This is a genomic window from Phyllobacterium sp. P5_D12, from assembly GCF_054049495.1.
In genome coordinates, this window is sequence record NZ_JBFUMG010000005.1 from 1 (window position 1) to 25,753 (window position 25,753).

The 25,753-nt window shown below is 57.5% G+C and carries 24 protein-coding genes and 1 pseudogene; 20 read left to right on the forward strand and 5 right to left on the reverse strand.

Annotated elements, in window-relative coordinates:
• A pseudogene (locus tag ACXJ5O_RS00850) lies at positions 1 to 333 on the forward strand (MFS transporter); the annotation flags it as partial.
• A gap of 43 nt (positions 334 to 376) precedes the next feature.
• On the opposite strand, the gene ACXJ5O_RS00855 reads toward ACXJ5O_RS00850, so the two are convergent.
• Genes ACXJ5O_RS00855 through ACXJ5O_RS00865 form a run of 3 tightly spaced genes read right to left on the reverse strand, consistent with a single transcriptional unit; the run spans position 377 to position 3,686 of the window.
• On the reverse strand, positions 377 to 922 hold the full coding sequence (locus tag ACXJ5O_RS00855) for a DUF1254 domain-containing protein (protein ID WP_457298221.1): 546 nt from the start codon (positions 920 to 922) through the stop codon (positions 377 to 379).
• A complete protein-coding gene (locus tag ACXJ5O_RS00860) occupies positions 915 to 1,499 on the reverse strand; it encodes a DUF1214 domain-containing protein (protein ID WP_457298222.1) in 585 nt (194 codons plus the stop codon). Before ACXJ5O_RS00860 ends, ACXJ5O_RS00855 begins: the two co-directional genes overlap by 8 nt.
• A 36-nt stretch (positions 1,500 to 1,535) precedes the next feature.
• Positions 1,536 to 3,686: a transglycosylase domain-containing protein gene (locus ACXJ5O_RS00865; RefSeq protein ID WP_457298223.1), complete on the reverse strand. Its 2,151-nt coding sequence runs from the start codon at positions 3,684 to 3,686 to the stop codon at positions 1,536 to 1,538.
• 268 nt (positions 3,687 to 3,954) lie between these two features.
• Between ACXJ5O_RS00865 and ACXJ5O_RS00870 the strand changes: the two genes are divergently transcribed.
• From ACXJ5O_RS00870 to ACXJ5O_RS00935, 14 genes are all read left to right on the forward strand, one after another.
• On the forward strand, positions 3,955 to 4,587 hold the full coding sequence (locus ACXJ5O_RS00870; protein ID WP_457298224.1) for a LysE family translocator: 633 nt from the start codon (positions 3,955 to 3,957) through the stop codon (positions 4,585 to 4,587).
• A 292-nt stretch (positions 4,588 to 4,879) separates the two neighbouring features.
• A complete protein-coding gene (locus tag ACXJ5O_RS00875; protein WP_457298225.1) occupies positions 4,880 to 5,416 on the forward strand; it encodes a hypothetical protein in 537 nt (178 codons plus the stop codon).
• Positions 5,301 to 6,602 (forward strand): DNA-packaging protein, encoded by a 1,302-nt coding sequence (locus ACXJ5O_RS00880; RefSeq protein WP_457298245.1) that lies wholly within the window; start codon positions 5,301 to 5,303, stop codon positions 6,600 to 6,602. The genes ACXJ5O_RS00875 and ACXJ5O_RS00880 overlap by 116 nt, the downstream gene beginning before the upstream one ends.
• 93 nt (positions 6,603 to 6,695) lie before the next feature.
• Entirely contained in the window at positions 6,696 to 6,947 is a 252-nt protein-coding gene (locus ACXJ5O_RS00885) for a hypothetical protein (RefSeq protein WP_262295692.1), read from the forward strand.
• Positions 6,948 to 6,972: 25 nt separating this feature from the next.
• Positions 6,973 to 7,641, forward strand: coding sequence for a response regulator transcription factor (locus ACXJ5O_RS00890; RefSeq protein ID WP_457298226.1), 669 nt, complete (start codon positions 6,973 to 6,975; stop codon positions 7,639 to 7,641).
• 151 nt (positions 7,642 to 7,792) lie between these two features.
• Positions 7,793 to 9,094: an ATP-binding protein gene (locus ACXJ5O_RS00895; protein ID WP_457298246.1), complete on the forward strand. Its 1,302-nt coding sequence runs from the start codon at positions 7,793 to 7,795 to the stop codon at positions 9,092 to 9,094.
• 73 nt (positions 9,095 to 9,167) lie between these two features.
• Entirely contained in the window at positions 9,168 to 9,605 is a 438-nt protein-coding gene (locus ACXJ5O_RS00900) for a hypothetical protein (RefSeq protein ID WP_457298247.1), read from the forward strand.
• A gap of 115 nt (positions 9,606 to 9,720) precedes the next feature.
• The gene (locus ACXJ5O_RS00905) at positions 9,721 to 10,416 is read left to right on the forward strand and encodes a hypothetical protein (RefSeq protein ID WP_457298227.1); all 696 of its coding nucleotides are present in this window, start codon (positions 9,721 to 9,723) and stop codon (positions 10,414 to 10,416) included.
• Between the two features lie 99 nt (positions 10,417 to 10,515).
• Positions 10,516 to 10,836: a hypothetical protein gene (locus tag ACXJ5O_RS00910; RefSeq protein WP_457298228.1), complete on the forward strand. Its 321-nt coding sequence runs from the start codon at positions 10,516 to 10,518 to the stop codon at positions 10,834 to 10,836.
• Positions 10,837 to 10,848: 12 nt separating this feature from the next.
• The gene (locus ACXJ5O_RS00915; protein ID WP_457298229.1) at positions 10,849 to 11,178 is read left to right on the forward strand and encodes a hypothetical protein; all 330 of its coding nucleotides are present in this window, start codon (positions 10,849 to 10,851) and stop codon (positions 11,176 to 11,178) included.
• A gap of 118 nt (positions 11,179 to 11,296) precedes the next feature.
• The gene (gene ccmI / locus ACXJ5O_RS00920) at positions 11,297 to 12,466 is read left to right on the forward strand and encodes a c-type cytochrome biogenesis protein CcmI (protein WP_457298230.1); all 1,170 of its coding nucleotides are present in this window, start codon (positions 11,297 to 11,299) and stop codon (positions 12,464 to 12,466) included.
• Positions 12,466 to 12,909, forward strand: a complete 444-nt coding sequence (ccmE, locus tag ACXJ5O_RS00925; RefSeq protein ID WP_114432062.1) for a cytochrome c maturation protein CcmE — start codon at positions 12,466 to 12,468, stop codon at positions 12,907 to 12,909. The genes ccmI and ccmE overlap by 1 nt, the downstream gene beginning before the upstream one ends.
• A complete protein-coding gene (locus tag ACXJ5O_RS00930) occupies positions 12,906 to 14,903 on the forward strand; it encodes a heme lyase CcmF/NrfE family subunit (protein WP_457298231.1) in 1,998 nt (665 codons plus the stop codon). The genes ccmE and ACXJ5O_RS00930 overlap by 4 nt, the downstream gene beginning before the upstream one ends.
• Positions 14,900 to 15,376, forward strand: coding sequence for a cytochrome c-type biogenesis protein (locus ACXJ5O_RS00935; protein ID WP_457298232.1), 477 nt, complete (start codon positions 14,900 to 14,902; stop codon positions 15,374 to 15,376). Before ACXJ5O_RS00930 ends, ACXJ5O_RS00935 begins: the two co-directional genes overlap by 4 nt.
• A 3-nt stretch (positions 15,377 to 15,379) precedes the next feature.
• Here ACXJ5O_RS00935 and ACXJ5O_RS00940 read toward each other — a convergent pair whose 3' ends face one another.
• Positions 15,380 to 15,784, reverse strand: a complete 405-nt coding sequence (locus tag ACXJ5O_RS00940; RefSeq protein WP_457298233.1) for a cytochrome b — start codon at positions 15,782 to 15,784, stop codon at positions 15,380 to 15,382.
• A 268-nt stretch (positions 15,785 to 16,052) separates the two neighbouring features.
• A complete protein-coding gene (locus tag ACXJ5O_RS00945) occupies positions 16,053 to 16,943 on the reverse strand; it encodes an MBL fold metallo-hydrolase (protein ID WP_457298234.1) in 891 nt (296 codons plus the stop codon).
• 455 nt (positions 16,944 to 17,398) lie between these two features.
• On the opposite strand from ACXJ5O_RS00945, the gene ACXJ5O_RS00950 reads away from it, so the two are divergent.
• From ACXJ5O_RS00950 to ACXJ5O_RS00970, 5 genes are all read left to right on the forward strand, one after another.
• Positions 17,399 to 18,853, forward strand: a complete 1,455-nt coding sequence (locus ACXJ5O_RS00950; protein ID WP_457298235.1) for a hypothetical protein — start codon at positions 17,399 to 17,401, stop codon at positions 18,851 to 18,853.
• Positions 18,854 to 18,990: 137 nt separating this feature from the next.
• Entirely contained in the window at positions 18,991 to 20,532 is a 1,542-nt protein-coding gene (locus ACXJ5O_RS00955; protein WP_457298236.1) for a Do family serine endopeptidase, read from the forward strand.
• Positions 20,533 to 20,691: 159 nt separating this feature from the next.
• Positions 20,692 to 21,381, forward strand: a complete 690-nt coding sequence (locus tag ACXJ5O_RS00960) for a response regulator transcription factor (protein WP_112527581.1) — start codon at positions 20,692 to 20,694, stop codon at positions 21,379 to 21,381.
• Positions 21,378 to 22,778 carry a sensor histidine kinase gene (locus ACXJ5O_RS00965; RefSeq protein ID WP_457298237.1) on the forward strand — a complete coding sequence of 467 codons (1,401 nt, stop codon included), beginning with the start codon at positions 21,378 to 21,380 and terminating at the stop codon, positions 22,776 to 22,778. The genes ACXJ5O_RS00960 and ACXJ5O_RS00965 overlap by 4 nt, the downstream gene beginning before the upstream one ends.
• Complete coding sequence (locus tag ACXJ5O_RS00970; protein ID WP_457298238.1) at positions 22,775 to 25,750, forward strand: bifunctional [glutamine synthetase] adenylyltransferase/[glutamine synthetase]-adenylyl-L-tyrosine phosphorylase; 2,976 nt, start codon at positions 22,775 to 22,777, stop codon at positions 25,748 to 25,750. The genes ACXJ5O_RS00965 and ACXJ5O_RS00970 overlap by 4 nt, the downstream gene beginning before the upstream one ends.
• The last annotated feature ends 3 nt before the right edge of the window (positions 25,751 to 25,753 follow it).

Here is a 25,753-nt window from a genome sequence, read left to right on the forward strand (position 1 = left end):
TTCCTTATGTTCGCGCTGCTCGACACGGCGCAAACCCTGGCGATCGTGCTCGCCTCCGTCGGTGGCCTGATCGTGCATGCGTGTCTTTACGGTCCGCAGGCGTCATTCATCATCGAGCAATTCCCGACCCGGATCCGCTTCACCGGCGCATCGCTCGCCTATACTTTTGCCGGGATTATCGGCGGTGGATTCGCTCCCTTGATCATGGCGGCGCTGTTCAAAAGCTATTCGAGCTCCTACGCCATCTCGATCTACGTAGCGGGTGCGGCTTGCGTGACAGGATTGGTGCTGCTGCTTGCGCGCGAAACAGCGCATGAACCTCTGGAGGAGTAGCGCTTCTTTCGTGAAACTGGCAGCGACCTCAGGCCGCTGCCAGTCAAAGCAGCGGCGTACAGCTGGCACTCTGCAGGAAGGAACCGACTTCTTCCTTCCAGGACTCATCCGGCACGAAACTGCGGATGACAACAAAGCCTTCGTCCATGTCGGCCTCGATAAGCACGGAATTTTCAGCCGCTGCGGGCTTGGTCTTGTTGAGTTCAATCATCTGCAGCGGCGTCGCTATGACCAGATCGAGTTGGTCGGCGATCGCGGTGCGATCGTTGATCGAGTAGATGTTTTCGCCTTGTCGGTTGTAGACGGAGATTGACCAATAAGGTGTCGTGCCGACGCCGGTGATGTGGGCAGGGAGATCCTCGATATCGAAACGGCAGGCTGCTGCCTGAAACAGTGGATCGAAAGCGAGCGGTACGGTTCCGGGCGCCCGGTCCCTGTTCACGCTATGGAATTGCCAGTCATCGCCATAGGCGGAAATGCGCGACCAGGCATTGCGATCCGAGTAGAAGGGCACCAGCAGGACAACCGCGATGTGAACAATGCCGGCGCCGATAAGACCAAAGAGCAGGGCGCGAAAAAGCTTAGCCATCGCAGCTGATCCTCGTGACCGCCGGGAATGTCATGTCGACGAGGCCTGAATTGCTGCCGACAGGTGTGTCATAGAGCGTCATCACCAGCACCATCCGGCCGGCGCCTATCGTGGCAAGCCAGTTTCCCGGTTGAGCCTTGGGCGAAACGAGCACCACGAACTGGCCATTCTCCTGGCGGAGTATTTGCCGCGAATGCAGCGCAGGCAGGCGGTCCTTACCTGGGTCAAGTGCGATGAGGGATCGGTCGGCCGCGTAAAGCGTCCAGAAACGCGAATTGGGGCTATTGCCTTCGATCCTGTAGGAGCAGCGCCGGTCGAGCACCTGGCCCTGATTATCATCATAGGCGTAAAAGGCGAGGCCCTCGGCGGACCCAAGCGGAAAGGCGCCTTCGCGGGCGGCGCGCGCCTTGGCATAAGGATCGGAGAGGAGGGTACCTGCTTCCGGATGCCCGGTCCATTGGCCGACGGTTAGCGCGCCAAAGCCATCGAAACGGTTGACCGCATACCATGCGCTCAGCGTACCGCCGCCGACAGCAATCACAAGCGCAATGAGGGCGAGGAGAACATTTCGAAACATCGAATCAGAAGTACACGCGAGTGTTGGGGCATGCAATCAAAGTGCGGAGACTTTCGAGGGCAGGATCGGCCGTTTGAGCTGCGGCGCGGCTTTCAACGCCTGGCCGATTTCACGGATGGCTGTCGCGGTGGCGCTTGACAGAACCCGTGGCCGCTCTTCCGCCTTCAGCGCGTCATCGTCAACGGCCTCTTCAGCTTTGGCCGCTGCCACCTTGTCCTGCTTTGGCATGGTTGGATCGATGCCCGGGATGGCTTTGAGATCGATGTTCTGATGCGCATAGTTCATGAAGCGCTGCCAGGTCATTGCCGGAAGGATGCCGCCCGTCAATTCCTTGGTCGGCGTGAAATTGTCATTGCCGAACCAGACAGCAGCCGTGTAGTTGCCGGTGAAGCCGACAAACCATGCATCGCGATAGCTTTGCGTGGTGCCGGTCTTGCCCGCCGCCCGCGTCATCGRCAAAGCGGCACGCCGGCCAGTGCCCCATTCCGGCACCTGCGACAGCATGATGTTCATGTTATCTGCCGCCGTTTTCGAAAGAACCCGGTGCGGTTTCACGCCATCCTTCTTCCAATCCCAAAGGACATCGCCATTCTGGCTCAAGATCTGCGTGAAGGGATGACGCATGCCGGCGATGCCGCCAGTCGCGAAGACATTATAACCTGTTGCCTGATCCATGACGGTCATGCCGGAGGTGCCCAGCACCATCGTCTTGTGCGAGCTGATCGGCGACTCAACGCCAAAGGCCTTGGTCAAGGCTACGATGGGCGCGGTCGTCAGGTAATCCTTGGCGAGCCGCACAGGGACTGTATTGATGGATTTGACCAGTGCGGTGGTCAAGTCGATCTTGCCCAGATATTGGCGAGAATAATTCTGCGGCGACCAGTTGCCCCATGAAACCGCGCCACCGGAGACCAGCGTCTTCGGGGTCATGCCCTTTTCCATGGCGGCAGCATAGACATAGGGCTTGAACGACGAGCCCGCCTGCCGCAGCGCGGCTGTGGCGCGGTTGAACTGGCTTTCGCCATAGTCGCGGCCGCCGACGATAGCCCTGACCGCGCCGTTGTTTTCAAGAACCACGATTGCCGCCTGGGTGACGTGATATTCCTTGCCAAACTGGCGAAGGTGGTATTCCGCGGATTCCTCCGCCGCCTTCTGGATTCCCGTATCGAGCGTAGTGCGGACGACGAGCGTATGGGTCGGCATTTTCTGCGCGACCTTCTTGACCTCATCGAAGGCCCAATCGAGGAAATAATCCGGGCTTTCCGAGCGGCCGCGATCGACCACGGTTGCGGGATTGCGCCGTGCGCCGACCACCTGGCCTTCGGTCATCAATCCGCCCTGGACGAGATTGGTGAGCACCACGTTGGCGCGGGCACGCGCTGCCGGCAGGTTGACATGCGGCGCATATTTCGCGGGCGCCTTGAAGAGCCCGGCCAGCATTGCCGCCTCCGCCAGATTGACGTCCTTGACGCTCTTGCCGAAATAGAATTCGGAAGCTGCCGCGATGCCGAACGTTCCACCGCCCATATAGGCGCGGTCGAGATATGTCTGCAGAATCTCCTTCTTGGTAAGGTTCGACTCCAGCCATAGGGCAAGGAAAGCTTCCTTGATCTTGCGGTCAAGGCTTCGCTCATTGTTGAGGAACAGATTTTTCGCCAGCTGCTGGGTAATGGTCGAGCCGCCCTGGACAACGGAATTGGCGCGCAGGTTTTCCGTCATGGCGCGCGACAGCCCGAGGAAATCAATGCCGAAATGGTCGAAGAAGCGACGGTCTTCCGTTGCAAGGACGGCCTTGATGACGTGGTCCGGCAATTCGTCAATGGGTACGGCACTGCGGTGCAGAATACCACGCTGGCCGATCTCGTTGCCGTACCGGTCGAGGAACGTCACGGCAAAGTCGTCGCGCGTGCGCCAGTTCTTTTCCGTCTCGTGAAAGGCCGGGATAGCCAGCGTCAGCATGAGCACGGAACCGACTGTACCCCAGGTGAATGCTTCGCCCAGAACTTCGAATATAGCGCGACGCCAGCCCGTGACATGGAAGCGGCGGAAGAAGATGGTGGTGTCTTCCCAGACTTCTGCAAGGCGAAAGCGCGTTTCGTAAAGGGTCGAATCGATCCAGGCATCAAGCCCAAGCAGCGGCGAGACCTTGAATCGCTTGCGTTTCTTGTCCGGCCTTGGCGCGTTCATCAAACTTCTTGCCTGCCCTGTGCTAAGCCATGCTTGCCCCTGAAGGCACATGGTTTAGCGGATATCACTTAACAGCTTCTTGAAGCGGCTGTTTAAGCTCTAATATGGTCATTTCGTCCCGCAAAAAGAATACCGCCTTTGTGATTAATGTCACAAGGGCAAGCGCTTCCGATATGGAGATTTGACCGGGACTGTTGCCAAAAAGTTTCCACTTGCAATTGCGCCTGTCCGGTGGATTGGTGTCATTTTTCCAAGTGGGAGCATAGGCATGTCCATTGAGCATTGGCTGGCATTCGTTGCAGCATCGGCAATTCTTCTCGCTATTCCGGGTCCGACGATCCTTCTCGTCATCTCCTATGCGCTTGGCCATGGCCGACGCTTTGCAGCGGCGACGGTTGCGGGTGTTGCGCTCGGTGATTTCACCGCGATGACTGCCTCCATGCTTGGCTTGGGAGCCTTGCTCGCTGCATCGGCAGCGATCTTTACCGTGCTGAAATGGGTTGGGGCTGCCTACCTTATCTATCTTGGCATCAAGCTCTGGCGTGCGCCGATCGCCAATGCTGAAACCGGCGAAACGCCGGAAAAGAACGAGAAGGCCCACCGCATCTTCCTCCACGCCTACGTGGTGACCGCTCTCAACCCCAAGAGCATCATTTTCTTCGTGGCCTTCCTGCCGCAGTTCCTCGATACGACCCGCCCGATATTCACGCAAATGGTGATCTTCGAAACGACCTTCCTCGTTCTCGCGACACTGAATGCTGCAACCTACGCCGTGATGGCATCGATGGCACGCCAGACCATCCGCAAGCCAAAGGTCCAGCGCATCGTCAATCGGACAGGCGGATCGCTGATGATCGGGGCAGGGCTCTTGGCTCTCGGCTGGAAAAAGGCGGCAGCGTGATATTCACGCCAGGACGGGCCTGCAAATGGCGCTTTTCTGCGATCCGGTGCTCACGTGCCTTAAAGTACGCTGCGCTCCGGTTCTCGAAAATCACCATTTTCGGCGCGTCTTGACCTGAATCTCAACACAGCCAAGCGCAAATAAGAAAAAGATCCCGACTAGGAAAATAATCCTTGACTGCGTAACGGTTGTCCTGTAGGTTTTAGTCATCGTCGGAAATGTGAGTCCAATACCTCGCCGGTGGATTAGCCGGGCGAGTGGATTCGTTTCGAACTCCTTCCAAGGACAATCCATGATAGTCAATTTTGCCGCCGCCATGCGCCGGCGAAGCGCATTTGCGCTGTGCCGCGAATATGGCATATCCGCTGCCGAAATCGTGCCGCTGCTCGGACTGACAGAAGGCCAGTTCCTGCGAGCGCTCAAACGCGACGGCCTTTCGTATAGCGACATGCAACAGGGAAACCGGCAGTTGCGCCTTGCCCAGCGGATCATGGATCTGCTGCGCAAGGAACTGGATACGCTTTCCTCGTTGGGTCGAGAAGCGTCGGGCAAAGCGAGGCTCGATGGCCTGGCACTTCTCGCCCGGACCATTGAACGTGTCAGCGATCTACAGGAGCGCTTTGCAACAACAAGAGCGCAAACCGTGGKTAGCCTGAGTGCCGATGAGCTTCGCGCCGTCCTGAAACGCATTGATGAAAGGATCGATCAACTTGCTGACAGCCGCGCAAGAGAACTGGTCCAGGAAGAACTTCAACGAAAGGGAATCGGTAGCGCTCGAACGGGAGTGGATTTGCCAGGGAAGGACAGCGCAACAACCGCCGAGCCGTGACTGGCAGACATGGCTGATCCTTGGTGGGCGCGGCTCCGGCAAGACCCGGATAGGCGCCGAGTGGGTCAACGGCGTCGCACAAAACTACCGGCCGTTCACTACGCGTGGTTCATGCAACATCGCGCTGGTCGGTGAAACACTGGCGGACGTGCGCGAAGTCATGCTCGATGGCCCCTCGGGTATCATGAAGGTGTCCCGCGCAGAGAGACCACGCTACGAGATGACACTGCGGCGTCTCGTTTGGTCAAACGGTGCCACGGCGGCAATGTTTTCATCGGAAGACTCGGACAGCCTGCGCGGACCGCAATTTGACGCGGCCTGGTGCGATGAGTTGTGCAAATGGAAACATGTGCAGGAGACCTGGGACATGCTGCAATTCGGCCTGCGCCTCGGGTTGAACCCGCGGCAGGTGGTGACGACAACGCCAAGACCGCTGCCATTGCTCAAGAATATGCTCGCCGATCCGGCAATTCGTGTGCGCCGCATGAAAATGCAGGAGAATGCCGCCAATCTTGCGCCGGGCTACGTCAAGCATGTGAATGGCCTTTATGGCACCCGGCTCGGGCGGCAGGAACTCGATGGCGAGTTGATCGAGGAGAGCCCGGACGCGCTGTGGTCCCGGCTGATGATGGAGAACGTGTTCTCGTCAGACGTGCCGGAACTGAAGCGCATCGTCGTTGCGATCGATCCTCCGGCCAGCGCAACGAAGAAGTCCGATGCCTGCGGTATCGTGGCGGCCGGCCTCGATGAGAACGGCATGGCCTGGGTGCTCGCTGACGAGAGTTTCGCACCGGCCAAGCCGCATGAATGGGCGAGACGGGCGATTGCGCTGTTTCACAGGCTGGAGGCCGATTTGATCATTGCCGAGGTCAATCAGGGCGGTGACATGGTGGCCGCAGTGATCGCAGCGGAGGACGATAGCGTTCCCGTGCGTTCCGTGCGGGCCAACCGCGGCAAGGCGTTGCGGGCCGAGCCGATCGCAGCACTCTACGAACAGGGCAGGGTATGGGCGTCGATCGTGACGATCTTGCTTTCCTGTTCAAGCTTCTTTCACATCTCCACCGATGGCATAGACCAAGGAGCGATCACCGATACTATTGTGCAGTTTCTGACCGCCTTGAGCGGTATTGTTGCACTTTTTGGTCGCGTCAGCGCCACGACGCTCATAACACGTAAAGAAATATAGTGTTAAAAGGCGTGAACTTGTGGCAATTCTGACAGTCACATTACCAAACGTTCATGCATCGTTCAGACAGCAACCGATAATAATGACGCCATGATGAAACACCTCTTTATCTCCCTGCCCCTTGCGGGCCTGATCTCAGTCGCTGGCGTCCTCAACGCCGGCACTGCCTTTGCTGCAGATTGCTCCTCTGTGGGGCAACGGGTGGCCGATTCGCAAGGCGGGACACTTGCGCGGGCCACCTCGGTTGTGCAGAACGGCAAGGAAGTCTGCGTCGTGGTGGTTCTGATCCCCGGCAAGGATGGCGAACGTCCGCGCCGTGTGGAAGTCGCCGTACCAGCAAGCTGATTCGCGCCGGCAAGGGAAATCCTGCATGAGAATACTCGTCGTCGAAGATGACCGTGATCTTAATCGCCAGCTCGTCGAAGCTTTGACCGATGCTGGCTATGTCGTCGACAAGGCTTCCGATGGCGAGGAGGGCCACTTTCTTGGCGATACCGAGCCTTATGACGCAGTAGTCCTCGATATCGGCCTGCCGCAAATGGATGGACTGACCGTTCTTGAAAAATGGCGCAGGGACGGGCGGGTCATGCCCGTCCTACTCCTCACCGCGCGTGACCGCTGGAGCGACAAGGTCGCCGGTATCGATGCGGGTGCTGACGACTATGTCGCCAAGCCATTCCATATCGAGGAAGTTCTGGCACGTTTGCGGGCCCTTATCCGGCGCGCTGCGGGTCATGCTTCATCGGAAATCACCTGCGGGCCACTGCGGCTCGACACCAAGACCTCCAAGGCGACAGTCAACGGCACGACACTGAAGCTTACCTCGCACGAGTTCCGGTTGTTGTCTTATCTCATGCATCACATGGACGAGGTGGTGTCCCGCACCGAGCTGGTCGAGCACTTGTATGATCAGGATTTCGATCGGGATTCTAATACGATAGAAGTGTTTGTGGGACGCCTGCGCAAGAAAATGGGAATGGATCTTATCGAGACGATCCGGGGAATGGGATACAGGATCAAGTCGCAGGACAAGTCATAGGACAGCGGGTCGTAGAACTTTTGGGCGATTCCACCCTCCCGAACGTCATCAAAAGGCAGGACAACGTGTGACAATCCCGCTGACCAGCTATCTTCCCAGCCTGCGTTCCCTGTCGCTGCGAGTCATCATGCTCTCGACGCTGTGGACCATCATCTCCTTCGTTGCCATTGCCACCATCATTTCGACGATCTACGGCGAATCGCGCCTGCAAAGCTTCAAGCAGCTGCTTTCCGCCCATCTCTTCAGCGTGATCGCTTCGGTCAGCGTCAATGACGGCACACTTGCCGGACGTCCAGACCCGGGCGAGGTTCGTTATTCGAGCCCGCTTTCCGGCTGGTATTGGTCTGTCGAACCGGTCGCCGACAATCTGAAGGGTTCGCTCAAATCCGTCTCGCTGGGTGACAGGGAGATAGACTCGCCCTCGACACTCAATGTTCCCTTCGATACGTCGTTTCAACGCTCCTATGTAGAACCGGGTCCCAACGGCCAGCAGCTTTCCGTCGTCGAAACCGAAGTTGTTCTCGACGCGGAAAACCGCGTTGCCCGGTTCAGGGTCATGGGAAATCTGAGCGAGGTCGAAGGCGAAATTGCCCATTTCCGTAACACGCTCTATTTCTATCTCGGTATATTTGCTCTGGGCGGCACGCTGATCAACGCGGCTGTGATCCTGTTCGGTCTGCGTCCACTCGACCGCGTTCGCCGTTCTCTCGCCGATATCCGCGAAGGCAAGGTCTCGCGGCTGGATGAACGTCTGCCCGACGAAATCGCGCCGCTCGCACGCGAAATGAACGCGCTGATCGAGAATAATCGCCGCATTATGGAGCGATCGCGCACTCAGGTCGGCAATCTGGCGCATTCGCTCAAAACGCCGCTCTCCGTCCTGGTAAATGAAAGCCGGACGATCGGCGGGAGCGAAGGGCGCATCGTCGCCGAGCAGAGCGAGGCGATGCAGGTCCAGGTACAGCACTATCTCCAACGCGCGCGCATAGCCGCACAGCGCGACAGCGTGGTATTTCGTGCGCCGGTCACCCCGATCCTCACCCGCCTGGTGCGGGTCACCACGAAACTCAATCCCTCAATGGATGTTCAGTTTAACAACTACATGGATGATGCGATTTTTGCCGKCGAGCAGGAAGATCTCGAAGAAGTCGTCGGCAACCTTCTGGAAAATGCAGGAAAATGGGGCCGCAGTGTTATCAGGCTTACACTCGCGAAGGTGGATAGCGGGCTCGAGATCAGCGTCGAGGACGATGGCGCGGGTCTTGCGCCAAGGCAGATCAAGGACGCGCTGACACGCGGCAAGCGACTGGATGAGAGCAAGCCGGGGACAGGCCTTGGTCTCTCGATCGTCAACGACACGGTCCGGGAATATGGCGGTACGCTGCGGCTGGAGCGGAGCCCCGAGCTCGGTGGTCTGGCTGCGCGGCTGACACTTCCGGTTGCGGCTACCTGAATCGAGCTTGCAAGCGAGCGACTAATCAGGCCATAAAAGGCTACTACAAAGGATACCCTAAAACGGACCGATGATGAAATTTCATATAGTCATTTCCCTGCTTGCCGTCGTTGCTTTAGCCGGATGTTCCACGACGTCGGCGCCCAAGAGCAACGGCGGGAGCACGCTGAGCAAACTGACAGGTGGCTCGAAACAACCCGCCACAACTGGGGTCCTTGCGGCGCTCGGCAATGGTTTGATCGGAAACAATCCATCTCTGGACCCATCGGATCGCAAGCGGGCCTTGCAAGCCGAATACCAGGCGCTTGAATATTCTCCTGCCGGCAAGACGGTCGAATGGAAAAACAGCAGCGGCAGTCGCTCAGGTGAGGTCGTCGCGGCGCAACCTTACCAGGTTGGCTCGCAAAATTGCCGACAATATACGCACACGGTGCGGATCGACGGTACACCGCAATCAGCACGTGGTACTGCTTGCCGGAACGAGGACGGCAGCTGGACACCTTTGACCTAAGGTCCGGACGCCCCTAGTCCATCACTTTTTAGTCGGACGAAATCGGCCGCGAGCACCCCTCGCGGCTGATTGCATTTATTCGATCTTTTTCTCCGTTATTTCAGGGCTTCATTTCATGGCTGCTTCAGCATTGAACGGGTATTCCTACCAACTCCGCATATTATCGAACATCAAGGCGAATGAGGTTTTGCTTGCTGCCTTGAAGCTGGCAAATCCAAGCGGGGACAACCGGCAATGGATAGCAAATCTAGAGGCAGAAAATTGTGAGCTGAAATCCTGGTCGACGCTTTACGAGCCTTTCCAGCTCTGGTTTGCATTGAAATATCGCCCGGACCAACCACGCGTGCCCGCCGGCAACCCCGATGGCGGACAGTGGACGGACGACGGTGGAGGAAGTGGTGGAACTGGGGGAAGCGCAACGGGCGGTTCTCGGCTCGTCTCCGGTCGTGGGCGGTTTGGTGGCGCGATTGCGAAGAAGCCGGGGACCGGCCCGACAACGCCCGATGGGACGTCGGTTCAACTTGCGCAAACGGGTGGTGGTGGCCGGCGGAGTGGATCGTCATCCGGCCGGATGATCGGCGGACGGCGCATTCAAACGACGCCGCAGGAAGAGACACGTATCCAACTCTCAGCGATGAATGCCGAGGCGGCGGTGCGCCGGGTACAAGAGCGCGATCCAAACTGGAAGCCACGACCCGGCCGCTATGACAGCGCCGAAGGTGAAATCCGCAACAACAATGAGCGCATAACCCGCGAAGCGGACTACCGGATGATGGAGCTTGGGCGCGGTGCACAACCGGTTTACGAATGAACACCCTATGGCTTTCGTACTGTGCAGAACTATGCGGGATTCCGCCAAAGTATATGAGACGGCCTTCGCGATGCGGGCTATAAGGATGTCCATGTTTTTATGCGCGGCAGTGCCGTGACGGGTCGAACCTTCAAACAGAACTCACCTTTCGATGGCGCCAAACCGAGCGATTACGATCTCGCGCTGGTCAGCCCATCCATGTGGCGGAGGTTGAACGATCTGGCGACGCCAATGCGGAGCGGTCGAACACGTACAGAAGAACTGGACGATGATTCTGCAAATGGGCTCGGCATTGGTAGCCTGCAGCGTTCCTTACGTGCACTGACAGGTCGAAAGTTGTCGTTCATGATCTATCGCTCAGAGCTGGATATCGCGAATCGACCGGGAGAATATGCACGAATAGAGTTAATACTTGAATGATAGGAAGTATCAATGGGAACAGATATACTATTTGGTATTTATTCGGAAGATATGGAAGAGATAAAAGAGTTATTGGAAGATATTCTTGGCAGAGAGCTTGAGGCCCGCGAGAGCCTTCACAAGGGTGAGTACTACTGCCTTGGTGTGTTTGAGGATTTTCTGTATTTGCAGGATAACGAAAATATTGAAGACGGGGAGACGGTTGAAGATGAATTCCCGGAATATCCTCTCATTCTCTATATAAATGACGCAGATGAGTATCCGCATTATCTTTCTGCGATTGAAAAGCGGTCTGATATTTTTGTGAAGTTGCGAACTGAACAATGGGATCCCCAAGGTTGATCCTTTGTGTTTGGGCGGGAAGTGACGGAGCTATGAACACCGCCAACCTTTGCGGCGAATTGCCCTATCAATTTAAATCCATTTGGATTTTACGCGGGGGTGGGGGTATGTCTCAGCCATGGTTTTCTGGATTTCCGCTGCTGTTCTGACCGTAGTTGCGACGCTGCTTGTGCTTTTGCCATTGACGCGACGCGTTCAAGCGCCCGTGTCGGACAATCAATATGATGTCGAGGTCTATCGCGATCAGCTGCGCGAGCTTGACGCCGATGAAAAGCGCGGTCTTATCGACCCCGTCAGCAGCGAACAGGCACGCGCCGAAATCGGCCGCCGCCTTCTCAAATCGGCCAAGGCCGTGGAGGACGACAAGGCGATTGTCCGGCCAACGAAAAGCGCGACTCGCGAATGGCTTACGCTTGCAACTGTTCTTGCCATCCCGTTGATTTCGTGGGGTATATACACCAAGCTCGGCTCTCCAGATTTGCCGGCTCAACCACTCGCGGAGCGGCTTGCGAAGCCCGCGGATCAAAGCACACCAGCCGAATTGGTTGCCCGCGCCGAGGCGCATCTTGCGCTCAACCCCGATGACGGGCAGGGCTGGGAAGTGCTCGCGCCGATCTATATGCGGATGGGGCGGCCCGGAGATGCTGTTGCCGCGTATCAAAACTCCATAAGATTGAATGGTGACAGTGCGGGCCGGCAACTCGGCCTGGGGCAAGCCTTGGCTGCAGAGACTGGTGGTAAGATCACCGCCCGCGCGGAGGAAGCCTTCCAGCGCGCAATGACGCTTGATCCAAAAGACATGCGGCCGCAGTTTTATATCATTGATGGCTGGATGCAGCAGGGCCGCCTGCCAGAGGCGCGTGACCTGATCCGCAAGCTGTTGGCGGAAGCGCCTGCGGATGTTCCGTGGCGCGATCAGGCACAAGCCGCCTTGACGAGGCTAGATCATGAGATCTCCGGTGATGCGCCAGACGTCAGCGATGTCGAGAAAACCGGTCCCGACGCCTCGCAAGTCGAAGCTGCTGCGGGCATGAACAACCAGGACCGCGCTGCGATGATCGAAGGCATGGTTGCGAACCTTGCCGAAAAATTGAAACAATCGCCTGATGATATCGAAGGCTGGGAGCGGCTTGTCCGATCCTATGTAGTTCTCAACCGGCCCAATGATGCATTGGAAGCGCTGGGCCGGGCGAGAAAAGTGCTGAGTGCAGACAAGCTTGCGCGGCTCGATGCGGTGGCCAACGAGCTTGGCCTTGCCGACGAACCGGATAAACCGGAGAACAATTGATGACGCGCAAACAGAAGCGGCTTTCGGTGATCGGGGGAGGGCTGTTCGTCCTGGCGGTCGCAGCGGCACTGGTGCTATTCGCGCTGCAGCAGAAGATCGCATTCTTTCGCATGCCGTCCGACATTCAGACGTCCGATGTCGAATCGGAGTCGCGCTTCCGCCTTGGCGGGCTGGTCGAAAAGGGCAGCGTCGTACGCGGCGATGGCACGAGGATCAGTTTTTCTGTCACCGATCATGTCAAAAGCGTTCCCGTAACCTATGATGGTATCCTGCCTGATCTTTTTCGTGAAGATCAGGGCGTCGTGATCGAAGGCAAGTTTATGCCTGGCGGCGCGTTTGTGGCCGACAGTGTGCTCGCCAAACACGATGAGAACTATATGCCGAAGGAAGTTGCCGACAGCCTGAAAGCCAAGGGCGTCTGGCAGGGAGGGAGCAAGCAGTGACCGTCGAACTCGGACATTTCGCCCTGGTGCTGGCCCTGGCGCTTTCGATTATCCAGGCTGTGCTGCCGGTGCTTGGCGCACGCCGCAATGACGACCGCATGATGGCTGTTGCGGTGCCGACTTCGTTTACTGTGTTCGCCCTGATTGCGCTGTCTTTTGCGGCACTGACCTCCGCGCATGTGCTTTCCGACTTTTCCGTACAAAACGTCTTTGAAAATTCACACTCGCAAAAGCCGCTGCTCTATAAATTCACAGGTGTATGGGGCAATCACGAAGGCTCGATGCTGCTTTGGGTTTTGATCCTCAGCTTCTTCACTGCACTCGTCGCCTTCTTCGGCAATAATCTGCCTCCCACGTTAAAAGCCAACGTCCTCGGCGTGCAGGCCTGGATCGGCAGCGCTTTTCTGCTGTTCATTGTCGGCACGTCCAATCCGTTCGCGCGGCTCAATCCGGCGCCCATTGAAGGTCAGGACTTGAACCCCATCCTCCAGGATATCGGCCTCGCGATACACCCGCCCATGCTCTATCTCGGCTATGTCGGTTTCTCGGTCTGCTTCTCCTTTGCGGTTGCAGCTCTGATAGACGGCCGCATCGATGCGGCGTGGGCACGCTGGGTACGTCCCTGGACACTGACCGCCTGGATATTCCTGACCGGCGGTATCGCCATGGGTTCCTATTGGGCTTACTACGAACTCGGATRGGGTGGATGGTGGTTCTGGGATCCGGTCGAAAACGCGTCGTTCATGCCTTGGCTAGCTGGTACGGCGTTGTTGCATTCGGCGCTGGTCATGGAAAAGCGATCGGCACTGAAAATCTGGACCGTTCTCCTTGCCATTCTGACTTTTTCCCTGTCGCTGCTTGGTACATTCCTCGTTCGCTCGGGCGTGCTGACGTCAGTCCATACATTCGCCACCGATCCGGGGCGTGGCCTGTTCATCCTCGCAATCCTTGTGCTGTTCATTGGCGGATCGCTGGCGCTCTTCGCCTGGCGGGCGCAGACGCTGGCGCCCGGCGGGCTGTTTCAGCCGATTTCGCGCGAGGGCGCGCTGGTCTTTAATAACCTGTTTCTGACCACCGCCGCCGCTACCGTATTGATCGGCACGCTCTACCCTCTGCTGCTGGAATCGCTGACCGGCGAGAAGATCTCTGTCGGCGCACCGTTCTTTAATCTGACATTTGGCCCGTTGATGATCCCACTGCTTGCAGCCGTTCCATTTGGACCGCTGCTGGCTTGGAAGCGCGGCGATATCCTCGCCGTAGCGCAGAGATTGATGACGGCTTTTTTCGTGGCGCTGCTTGTCGTCGCTTTCGTCCTCTACAAGACCTCGGCTTCCGGCGTGCTCGCCGCCTTTGGCATCGGCCTTGCCGTTTGGCTGATGCTCGGCGCAGTAACCGATCTATCGCTCAAGGCCGGGATCGGCAAGACCTCCTTTCGCGGGATGGCGCAGCGTATCATGGGCCTGCCGCGCTCGGTATTTGGCACCACCTTTGCGCATTTCGGTCTTGGCATCACGCTGCTTGGCATTGTTGCCACGACGACCTTTGCAACCGAAAGCGTATTGGTGATGAAGCCGGGCGACGGCATTCGGGCTGGTGGATATACGCTCCGGTTTGATCGCGTCGATGCTGTCAAAGGTTCGAACTACACCGAGGACCAGGGCACGTTCACGATCCTGAACGACGAGGGGCAGCCGGTGACCGATCTTGTCTCGGCCAAGCGTTTCTTTCCCGTTCGCAAGATGCAGACGACCGAGGCGGGCATCAAGACATTCATGTTCAGCCAACTTTATGTTTCGCTCGGCGATGCGGCCAAGGATGGCGGTATCGTGGTCAGGATCTGGTGGAAGCCCCTGGTGACGCTGATCTGGCTTGGTGGCGTGGTAATGATGATTGGTGGCGGCATGTCATTGCTCGACCGGCGTCTGCGCATCGGCGCACCCGCCAAAGCAAAATTGGGCAAATCCAAGCCGCGACCCGCGCGAGCTACCTCATGAGACCGATGTTAGCAGCCTTGGCCCTCGGCTTGGCACTTTGCTTTGCTGCGACCGGCGCGCAAGCTCTGTCGCCCGACGAAATGCTGTCCAATCCTGTGCTCGAAAAGCGCGCACGTACCATCTCCGCGGAATTGCGCTGCATGGTGTGCCAGAACGAATCCATCGACGATTCGAATGCCGATCTCGCTCGTGATCTACGCGTTCTGGTTCGCGAAAGGCTGGTGGCTGGCGATACGGACGAGCAGGTACTGGCGTTCCTCGTCGCGCGCTACGGCGAGTTTGTCCTGCTCAGGCCGCGCTTGCAGATGAGCACGCTGTTGCTTTGGGGTTTCCCGATCGTTGTTCTGCTTGCTGGCGGCGCTGCGATCATCCTGTCGATCCGCCGGCGCCGCGCGACTTCGGTGGAAATGACGCCGCTTTCAGAGAGCGAGAAGAAGCAGCTGAAGAAGCTCTTCGCTGCATCAGGCGAATGATCGTCAGCCCTTCGCGGGCAACATGCGCGTCAGCACGCGGTCCTTCAGCACGTAATGATGCAATAGCGCCGCGACGGCGTGAATTCCAGCGATGATGATGATCGCCCAAGCGACGTTGTTGTGTAGCCAGCCAAAAGTTGACCGAAGACCGGGCGCCAGAGCGACGTGTGGAATGGTGAAGAGGCCAAAGAAGGCGAAAGGCTCGTTCTGCACCCACCGGAACAGGAAGCCGAGTGCCACTTGCAGGCACAGCAAAACGTAAAGCGCGATATGGACGGTCTTGGCGACAATTGCTTGAAGACCGGTCGTTGCGGGTGGCAGCCGACGCCCTTGCGCCAAACGCCAAACGATACGCGTGGCTATAATCGCGGCGAGCGAAATCCCGAGCGAAATATGCAGCGTTTGCAATTCCCCGCGCAGTGCTGTTCCTCTAGGTAACCCCCCCCCGTCTCGGCACTGGCAAAAAGCGAAACMACCAGGACCGCTGTCAGCCAATGCAGGATTATCGTCACACGGTCATAAACTTGCCGCGTTGATTGCGCAGCTGCGGTGCGGACACCTGGATTTGGCATGATATTTACTCCTGAAATCACAATCTGGAATAGAACACGCGAAACCGTCGATTATTCGGGCGAGAATGTAAAATGTATTATTGGTAATGGTTTGCGGCGTGAGGTCAGGCTTCCTGACGACCCTTCAAGACCACACTGACATTGCGCGCGTGAACGGATTCGTAGGGCGCGTAATAGCTGATCGCACCCGAGGCGAAATCCTCTGCAACGAAGGTTCTGAGATCTTGTTCCGCCAGTTCCGGTTCGTGGGGCAGGCGCAGTAACTTGGTTACGTAATTGTGTGTGGCCGCGATCAATTCCGGTCCGTAACCGCCCGCAATGATCATTTCCTCCGCACCATGATTGGGCAGGATTTTTTCGATATCCCACGTCGCCATGCGCTCCAGGTCGCGCAAATGATGTTCCAGCCGTTTCGGTTCGGCGACGTAAGTGATCGGCTCTTCGAGCGCATCGCCGGCCAGCATCAGCTTGCGCTGCGGCAGGATCAGCATTGTCCCGTCATGACTGTGAATGTCGACATGACGCAGTTCCACTTCGATGTCGCCGACTTTCAAGCTCAGTTCTGTCTCGAAGGTGCTGTTCGGCATGATGAGCGGTTTGATTGGCGGGTTGTCGTTCTCCAGCCGTTCACGATTGCTGTGCATTGCTTGCGCGGTCAGCGCATTAGCGATGATCTCGCAGTCGGCAAAGACTTCGTTCCCGGCTACGTGATCCACGTGCCAGTGGCTGAGCACGACCTTGATATGATTGACTCCAAGCTTCTCCAACGTTTCGCGGATAATCCTCGCATGGGGCAGCGAAATGCTGGTATCGTAAACCAGCGCTTCACCGCCAGACACGATCGCATAGGAGCAAACGCCCAGCGAATAGGCGCCGTCGTCAAGCCAGTTTGGCTTGTCCGAGTAAGCCCGCACGCCTTCCATTCGGCCATCATAGAAGGCGAGAACCCCCGGATAGGGCTGGTGAACGCGCATAGTCGATCCGAGCGGCGGCATGATGATTAAACTCCAAATGATGACAATGACTAATCGAACTTCTCGGCGAAAGGCGAAGGATACAACCTACAGTATATGGATTGGCGCAACAACGGATCATATATTGTCAGGCAATGGAAAAATTACGCGTGTAAACTAATTATTTTCGTTGCGTCATATATCAGATTGCTATATCTGGGCGATACCGAAGTTTAAATATTACATTAATAATATACACAGCTGCCCAAGATTTTGCGGCTCATATTACGATTTAACATGCAAGCCCGATATATGCACCCAAAAGTTGCAGTATATTTCGTAAGCACACCATTAACGCGCACATATTATTCACATTAAATATTTTAGAGAGATTGATAATGAGAAAATTGATATTGGGATTAAGTTCATATTCCAAGTCAGAGTGTCTGCCGGATTCTGTCGGAACGTTCGCAGCGTGCAGTCTGGGGTTCATCCTGATGACGGGAATGATGGGGACGGCGCATGCCCAGGCAAGCAAGCCTATCGTATTGGGCGATGCGAATACCAAAGGGACAGGTCTCGATTCAGTCACTGTCGGTAACGGTGCGCAAAGTACGTCGAAGGACAATATTGCTATCGGCCGCGATGCGCAGGCGGGTTTTGTAGCACCGGCGGGCAGTGCCTTGGAGACTGACAAGCCGGATACGGATCTGAGGGCAATTGCAATTGGCGCAGGAACAAAGGCCCTCGAGCAGGACACGATTGCGATCGGGTTCGGGGCTCTGGCGGAAGACAAGATGACCGGTGCGGTCGCCCTCGGTGCCAATGCGAAAGCATACCTCCTTGGTGGTGTGGCGATCGGCTCTAATTCGGTCACAGACACTGCTGCTGTTTCAACGGCAAATGTGACGATCAATGGCAACCAATATAATTTCGCGGGCAATTCAGCCTACAGCCAAATCAGTATCGGCAACGCAATCCAAAAGCGGCAACTGACCAATATGGCTGCTGGCCAGATCAATGCGGGGAGTACAGACGGCGTCAACGGCTCCCAGCTCTTTGCCACCAATTCGGCCCTCGGCACATTGGGGGGGAGGGTGACTGTCAACGAGACGAACATCAGCAAGAACACAGGCGACATCACCAATATTACGAACGGGAAAGCGGGACTCGTGCAGCAGGCGGGGCCGGGGGCAAACATCACGGTTGCTATGGGCCTCGATGGTGCGGCAATCGATATTGCGGGAACTACTGCCGGCAAGAAAGGACCACGGAGGCTGATCAATCTGTCGGCAGGCGTCGACGATACGGACGCGGTCAATATTGGTCAGTTAAAGGCGGTTGACAGCCGGGTGGCGACGAACACCACCAACATCGCCAACAACACGAATGCCATTACAAACATTGATGCGTCGGTTAAAGGCCTGAAAGACGATGCACTGCAGTGGGATCCGGCTCTCTTGGCGTTCTCGGCCAAGCACGGCACCGACGCCACGAGCAAGATCGCCAATATCAAGGCGGGCACGGACGATACGGACGCGGTCAATTTCGGGCAGTTGAAAGGTCTGGCGGGCGCCGGAAAAAAGCTTGGCGATGTGGCCGTGAAATACGTTTGGGATGACAAGAACGGCAACGGTGAGCTCGACGCAGGCGAAGTTGTCGATTACGACAAGGTCAAGCTCGCCGGTGCCGGGGCAAAGGGCACAGTGATCTCAAATCTCGGCAATGGCGCTGTCAACGCAACCTCGATGGAGGCCGTCAACGGCTCGCAGATATTCGGGATGGCAAGTGCCTTTGGCGGTGGCGCGGGTTTACCGGTCGGTCCAGTCTTGCGTGAGCAAATCCCCAAAGAGGCAAACGTGCAGCTATCCTATAAAGATACCGCAGAAGCGCCCCTTGTCTTTGAAGCGCCTTTGAAAGGCCTATCGGCAGCGCTTACCGCAATAAAATGATTGAGTGAAGCTGCCCCAGCTTCCGCAGAACCTTACAAATTTGTCATAATGCGGAAATGGCTGGGTAACCTTCCTATCTGTATCACTGGTATTACAAGACGATCCAAGATCGATCAGATGTCCAAGGAGATACATTCATGCCGAACATTCGTAAGTCCTCTGTTTACCGCGCGGGCATTGCCGCCGCCCTGTTGTCCTCGGCTCTCGTCGGGGGCCTTCTGGCGACCGGACCGCTTAGCGCTATTGTCCCAGCGCAGGCCGAGGCTGTGCGTGTAGATGCTCCCCAGCAGCCCGGCTTCGCTGATGTTGTCGAAAAGGTCAGTCCCGCTGTCGTCAGCGTTCGCGTCAAGAGCGCCATCCACGATACAGCCGATGACGGCACGGGCTTTCCCGGGATGGATCAGCTTCCCGATGACAATCCCATGAAGCGCTTCTTCTTTGAGTTTGGCCAGGGCCAGCAGGGTCAGCAGGGAAAGCGCGGTATGGAACAGCGTAAGTCGCAACGCGACCAAAACCATCCCGACCGCATTCGCCCGACTGCACAGGGTTCTGGCTTCTTTATCTCTGAAGACGGCTATCTCGTCACCAACAATCACGTGGTTGAAGATGGCTCGGCATATACTGTCGTCCTCAATGACGGCACCGAGCTCGATGCCAAGCTGATCGGCAAGGACAAGCGCACTGATCTCGCGGTGCTCAAGGTCGATGACAAACGCAAATTCACCTATGTAAACTTCGGTGACGACAACCAGGTTCGCGTCGGACAGTGGGTCGTTGCTGTTGGTAATCCGTTCGGCCTTGGCGGCACTGTAACAGCTGGTATCGTCTCGGCCCGCGGCCGCGATATCGGTGCAGGTCCTTATGATGACTTCCTGCAGATCGACGCTGCCGTCAACCGGGGCAATTCCGGCGGTCCAGCCTTCAATCTGAACGGTGAAGTTGTCGGCATCAATACGGCGATCTTCTCGCCTTCGGGGGGCAGTGTTGGTATTGCGTTTGCCATCCCGGCGACGACCGCCAAGAATGTTGTCGATCAGCTGATCAAGACCGGCTCGGTTTCGCGTGGCTGGATTGGTGTCCAGATCCAGCCGGTCAGCAAGGAAATCGCTGAATCTCTCGGCCTCGCCGAAGAAAAAGGCGCACTTGTTGCAGAGCCGCAGGCCGATGGTCCTGCAGCGAAGGCTGGCGTGGCCGCCGGTGATGTGATCACTGCAGTCAATGGTGACAAGGTCGCTGATCCGCGTGATCTTGCCAAGAAGATTGCGGCAATCAGCGCCGGCAAGGATGCCGAGCTCACAGTCTGGCGCAAGGGCGAGGCGAAGTCGCTCAACGTCGCGATCAAGCCATACCCGCAGGACGACCAGCAGGCCAATGCTGCTCCGCAGCAGGAAGAACAGGCAAAGCCTTCGGCTCTCGACGACTACGGCCTGACAGTCATGCCATCCGATGATGGCAAGGGTGTTGTGGTGACGGATATTGACCGCCAGGGCGATGCTGCCGACAAGGGTATCACGACAGGCGATATCATTGTCTCGGTCAACAACAAGCCGGTGAAGACCGGTGCGGAAATTGAAACTGCGATTGCAGATGCATCGAAGACCGGGCGTAAGGCCGTTCTTCTCCAGGTGCAGACCAATGACCAGTCGCGCTTTGTGGCTCTGCCTATCAACCAGGGTTGATCCACACGAGATAAGGGTTGCGGCGGCGCTGCATCCCCCACCCCGTCAGCGCCAAAGCACAATAGGGCGGCAGATCCTTCGATAACTCTGCCGCCCGCTTTTTCTTTCTGCGATGTGCGATACTTCACTCATTCACCAAAACCGGCTTAATGTACTGCCATGAAGATTCTTGTGATCGAAGATGACCGCGAAGCGGCCCGTTATCTGGAGAAGGCTTTCGCCGAGGCGGGGCATTCGGCGGATATCGCTGGCGATGGCGAAACCGGCTATACGCTGGCGGAGCAGGGAACTTACGACGCCCTTGTCGTTGATCGTATGCTGCCGCGCCGCGACGGCCTATCCGTGGTTGCGGCTCTGCGCGCTCAAGGCAATGATACGCCGGCGCTGATCCTCTCTGCACTCGGTCAGGTTGATGATCGTGTCACCGGCCTCAGGGCGGGCGGCGACGATTACCTTACCAAGCCTTACGCCTTCTCCGAGCTCTTGGCCCGCATCGAAGTCCTGCAAAGGCGATCGAGCCCGAAAGAGGCGGAAACTGTCTATCGCGTTGGCGATCTCGAACTCGACCGTCTATCGCATACCGCCAAACGGGCAGGTCAAGTCATCATCCTCCAGCCGCGCGAATTCCGTCTGCTCGAATATCTGATGCGCCATTCCGGACAGGTCGTAACGCGAACAATGCTACTGGAGCATGTCTGGGATTATCACTTCGATCCCCAGACCAATGTCATCGATGTGCATGTCTCGCGCTTGCGTGGCAAGATTGAGAAGGGCTTCGAAACGCCCCTTCTGCACACGGTGCGTGGAGCCGGCTACATGCTGAAAGCGGCTGCCGGAACCAATGCATGAGCCGTTTTCGTGCCATGATGAAAATGACAGCCGTGCGGCTGTCAGCACTATATCTCATACTATTCACGATCTGCGCGCTGGTGCTGGTATTCTATATCACCAGTTCCTCCGTCCGGCTTTTGACGACGCAGACTGAGACGGCCATCAATGAAGAAATCGAGAGTATCGGTCAGGTCTATCAACGGGGCGGTATTGTCGGCCTCGTGCGAACGATCGATCGGCGCGGACGTCAGCCGGGCGCTTACCTCTATCTCGTAACGGACCCCGCAGGGCGCATAGTTGCCGGCAATGTCCAGAGCATCGAGGTCGGCGTTTTGCAGACAGAGGGCTGGATAGAGCGACCCATCACCTATGAGCGGTACAATGAGGGTAGCGATCCGCAGGTCCACACGGCCATTGCCAGGGTCATCGTCATGCCGAACGGTATCAGGGTCATGGTGGGCCGCGATCTGGGTGAGCCGGAACAGGTTCGGCTGGTGGTGCGCCGCGCGCTCATGGCCGCACTCGGCATCATGGGTGTCGGTGCATTCCTGATATGGTTCTTCGTCGGACGGCGTGCGTTGCAGCGTATTGACGAAGTATCGGTCGCTTCGCAGCGCATCATGGGCGGAGATCTGGCGGGGCGGCTTCCCGTAAGCGGATCCGGAGATGAGTTCGACCGCCTGTCGGAAAATCTCAACGGGATGCTGGCGCGCATTCAGGAATTGAACGAAGGCGTCAGGCACGTTTCCGACAACATCGCTCATGATCTGAAGACGCCGCTGACGCGTATGCACAATCGCGCTGAATCGGCGCTTTCGAGCGCCAAGACAACGAAGGCTTATCGCGCCGCCATGGAAGGCATGATCAGCGACTCCGATCAGCTGATCCGTACGTTCAATGCAATCCTGATGATCTCACGCCTCGAATCTGGCTATTCGACCGAGACGATGGAGCCGATTGCACTATCGACAATTGTCGAAGACGTTTTCGAATTATACGAGCCTTCGGCCGAGGAGGCGGGCGTCAAGCTTACGCTAGGACCAATCGACGAAACGCCTGTCAAGGCGAACCGCGAGCTAATCGGCCAGACTATTTCCAATCTCGTGGACAACGCCATCAAATATGCGAGCGTCAGCGATAATCCGGTTGAAGTAACGCTGTCAGTGGAAAAGCACGACGACAAGGTCAAGGTTACTGTCGCCGACAACGGTCCCGGAATTCCGGCAGATCAGGTGGCTCGAGCGACCGAACGCTTTGTGCGTCTGGAGGAAAGCCGTTCGCAACCGGGGTCCGGATTGGGTCTCAGTCTTGCCAAGGCCGTCATGAAATTGCACGGTGRCACATTGGAGTTGACTGATAATGCGCCGGGGCTGCGGGCTGTCCTCGTTTTTCCGGTGGGAGAGGAGAATGCATGAGTTCCGGAGCGGCGGGTGCTAGTGCGCCTTTCTTTGCGCAAACCTTGCGTGATCTGGAACCATTGGATACGCAGAATGCCGAAGCTTTGCTCCGTGACCTCCTCACGCGCGCCTCGGAAAAGGAATGTGYCGGCGTCGGCACATTGACAGCCAACAAGCCTGCGGCCGCCTTTGTTGCAGCAGTCCTCGACCTCTCCCCCTATCTGCGCGCCATCCTCTTACGTCGCCCCCAAATCATCGAACCACTGTTCGAGATGCCGCTGTCCAAGCGCCTTGAGGCGCTGATGCTGGAAATTGCAGCGACGAGCGAAGGCGACAATGTCACCGAAGCCGGCCTGATGACTGCGCTTCGGCAAGCAAAGCTCAAAGGCCATGTGCTGATCGCATTGGGTGACCTGTCCGGTCAGTTCGTGACCGCGGAGACGACGCTGTGGCTCTCTCGACTTGCCGAAGAATGTCTTGGCGCCGCCGTGCGTTTTCTGCTGCGTGACGCGCACGAGGCCGGCAAGCTCAGCCTTCCTGATCTAGAGCATCCGGACAAGGAGTCCGGCTGGATCATTCTGGCGATGGGAAAATTCGGCGCATTCGAGTTGAATTATTCTTCGGATATCGACTTGATCGTCTTCATCGACGAGCGCAGTCCGGCCATCACCGATCCCTATGAATGCGTCGAGACCTTTTCACGGTTGACGCGCCGCCTTGTCCGTATCCTGCAGGATCGCACCGCCGATGGGTATGTGTTCCGTACTGATTTACGGTTGCGGCCGGATCCGGGTTCAACACCGCTGGCCATCCCGGTTGTTGCCGCGCTCAACTACTATGAAGGTCGCGGCCAGAACTGGGAACGAGCCGCCATGATCAAGGCACGGCCGGTAGCCGGAGACATTGAGGCGGGAAAGCGGTTCGTGGCAGAGCTTGCACCTTACGTCTGGCGCAAATATCTCGACTATGCCGCGATTGCCGATGTTCACTCCATCAAGCGGCAGATCCACGCGCACAAGGGGCACGGTGAGATTGCCGTGCGTGGTCACAATGTGAAACTTGGCCGGGGCGGTATTCGCGAAATCGAGTTCTTCGTACAGACGCAGCAATTGATCGCCGGTGGTCGCTTCCCGCAGCTGCGCGGTTCCAGCACTGTCGATATGCTTGGCGCCCTGCATGGCCTCGGCTGGATCAGCGAGGAGGCGCGCGACACGCTGGCGGAGAAATACGGTTTTCTGCGTGATGTCGAGCACCGCATCCAGATGATTGCGGACGAACAAACGCACATGCTGCCGGAGGACGACGAGAACTTTCTGCGTGTCGCCCACATGATGGGTTACAAGGATGGCGAGACCTTTGCCGAGGATTTTCGGGCAGCGCTTAAGACTGTCGAAACCCACTACGCCGCCCTGTTCGAGCAGGCGCAAGACCTGACAGCCGAGGCGGGCAATCTGGTGTTCACCGGTGACGTCGATGATCCCGATACATTGAAAACGCTGGAGAAATTCGGCTTTAAGCGGCCGAGCGATATCTGCCGCGTAATCCGCACCTGGCATTTTGGCCGCTATCGCGCAACGCAATCAGCGGAGGCACGCGAGCGTCTGACCGAATTGACGCCGGTGCTACTGAAGGCTTTCGGCGCGACCAGCCGCGCCGACGAGGCGCTGATGCGTTTCGATGGAATGATCAAGGGCCTGCCGGCGGGCATCCAGCTGTTCAGCCTGCTGCAATCCAATCCGCGCCTTCTCGATCTTCTTGTGCTGATCATGGGTGCAGCGCCACGGCTTGCCGACATCATCACCCGCAAGCCGCATATTTTTGACGGCATGCTCGATCCCGCAATCTTCGCTGATGTACCGACGCGCGCCTACTTGGCCGACCGGCTGGAGAGCTTTCTCGGCCCCTGCAAAGTTTACGAAGACATTCTTGATCGCCTGCGTATCTTTGCGGCCGAGCATCGCTTTCTCATCGGCATCCGGCTGTTGACAGGCGCGATCAGCGGCGGACGGGCGGGCAAGGCCTTCTCGCATCTGGCCGATCTCGTCATCGACAGGGCCCTCAAAGCCGTCATGGACGAATTTGCCAGCAAACATGGCAGCATCAGTGGCGGGCGCATTGCCATTCTTGGCATGGGGAAGCTTGGCAGCCGGGAACTGACAGCGGGGTCTGATGTCGATCTCATCCTGCTCTATGATCATGATGAGGATGCAGAGGAGTCCGATGGGGAGAAGGGGCTCGCGCCCTCGCAGTACTATATGCGTCTGACCCAGCGCCTGATCGCGGCACTCTCCGCGCCAACCTCGGAAGGCGTGCTTTACGAGGTCGACTTCCGGCTGCGCCCATCCGGCAACAAGGGGCCGGTCGCCACGCACATCGACGCCTTTCGCAAATACCAGCTAAATGACGCATGGACCTGGGAGCATATGGCGTTGACCCGCGCCAGGCCGGTTGCCGGAGATGACACGTTGTTTGCCGAAATTGAAGAGGATGTCAGTGATATCCTGGCCATGCCACGTGATCCGGCAAAGATCGCGAAGGACGTTACCGAAATGCGCGCGATGATCGAAGCAGAGAAGCCGCCGAGCGATGCGTGGGATTTGAAGCTGGTTGCCGGCGGTATCATCGACATCGAATTCATTGCGCAGTTTGCCGTGCTGACGGGGAATGTCGACGGGCCAGCGAATGGCCAACCCACGGCGGAGGTCGTTGAGAAGTTGAAACCGGACTTCGCCGATCCAGCCGTGACCGACAACCTCGTCGATGCGGCTCACCTCTATACGGGCATCACCCAGATCATTCGCCTGTGCCTGAACGGTGACGTCAAGCGCGAGGATTTCCCRCCCGGATTGTCTGAATTGCTCTGCCGCGCCTGTGATCTGCCCGATATGGAACGCGTCGAAAGCCAGCTGGCGGAGACCGCGCAATCGGTGCGGAAGACATTCGACGCCCTGCTTGCAGCAAACCGCACACAGCGCACGCGCTCCAGCTAGCAA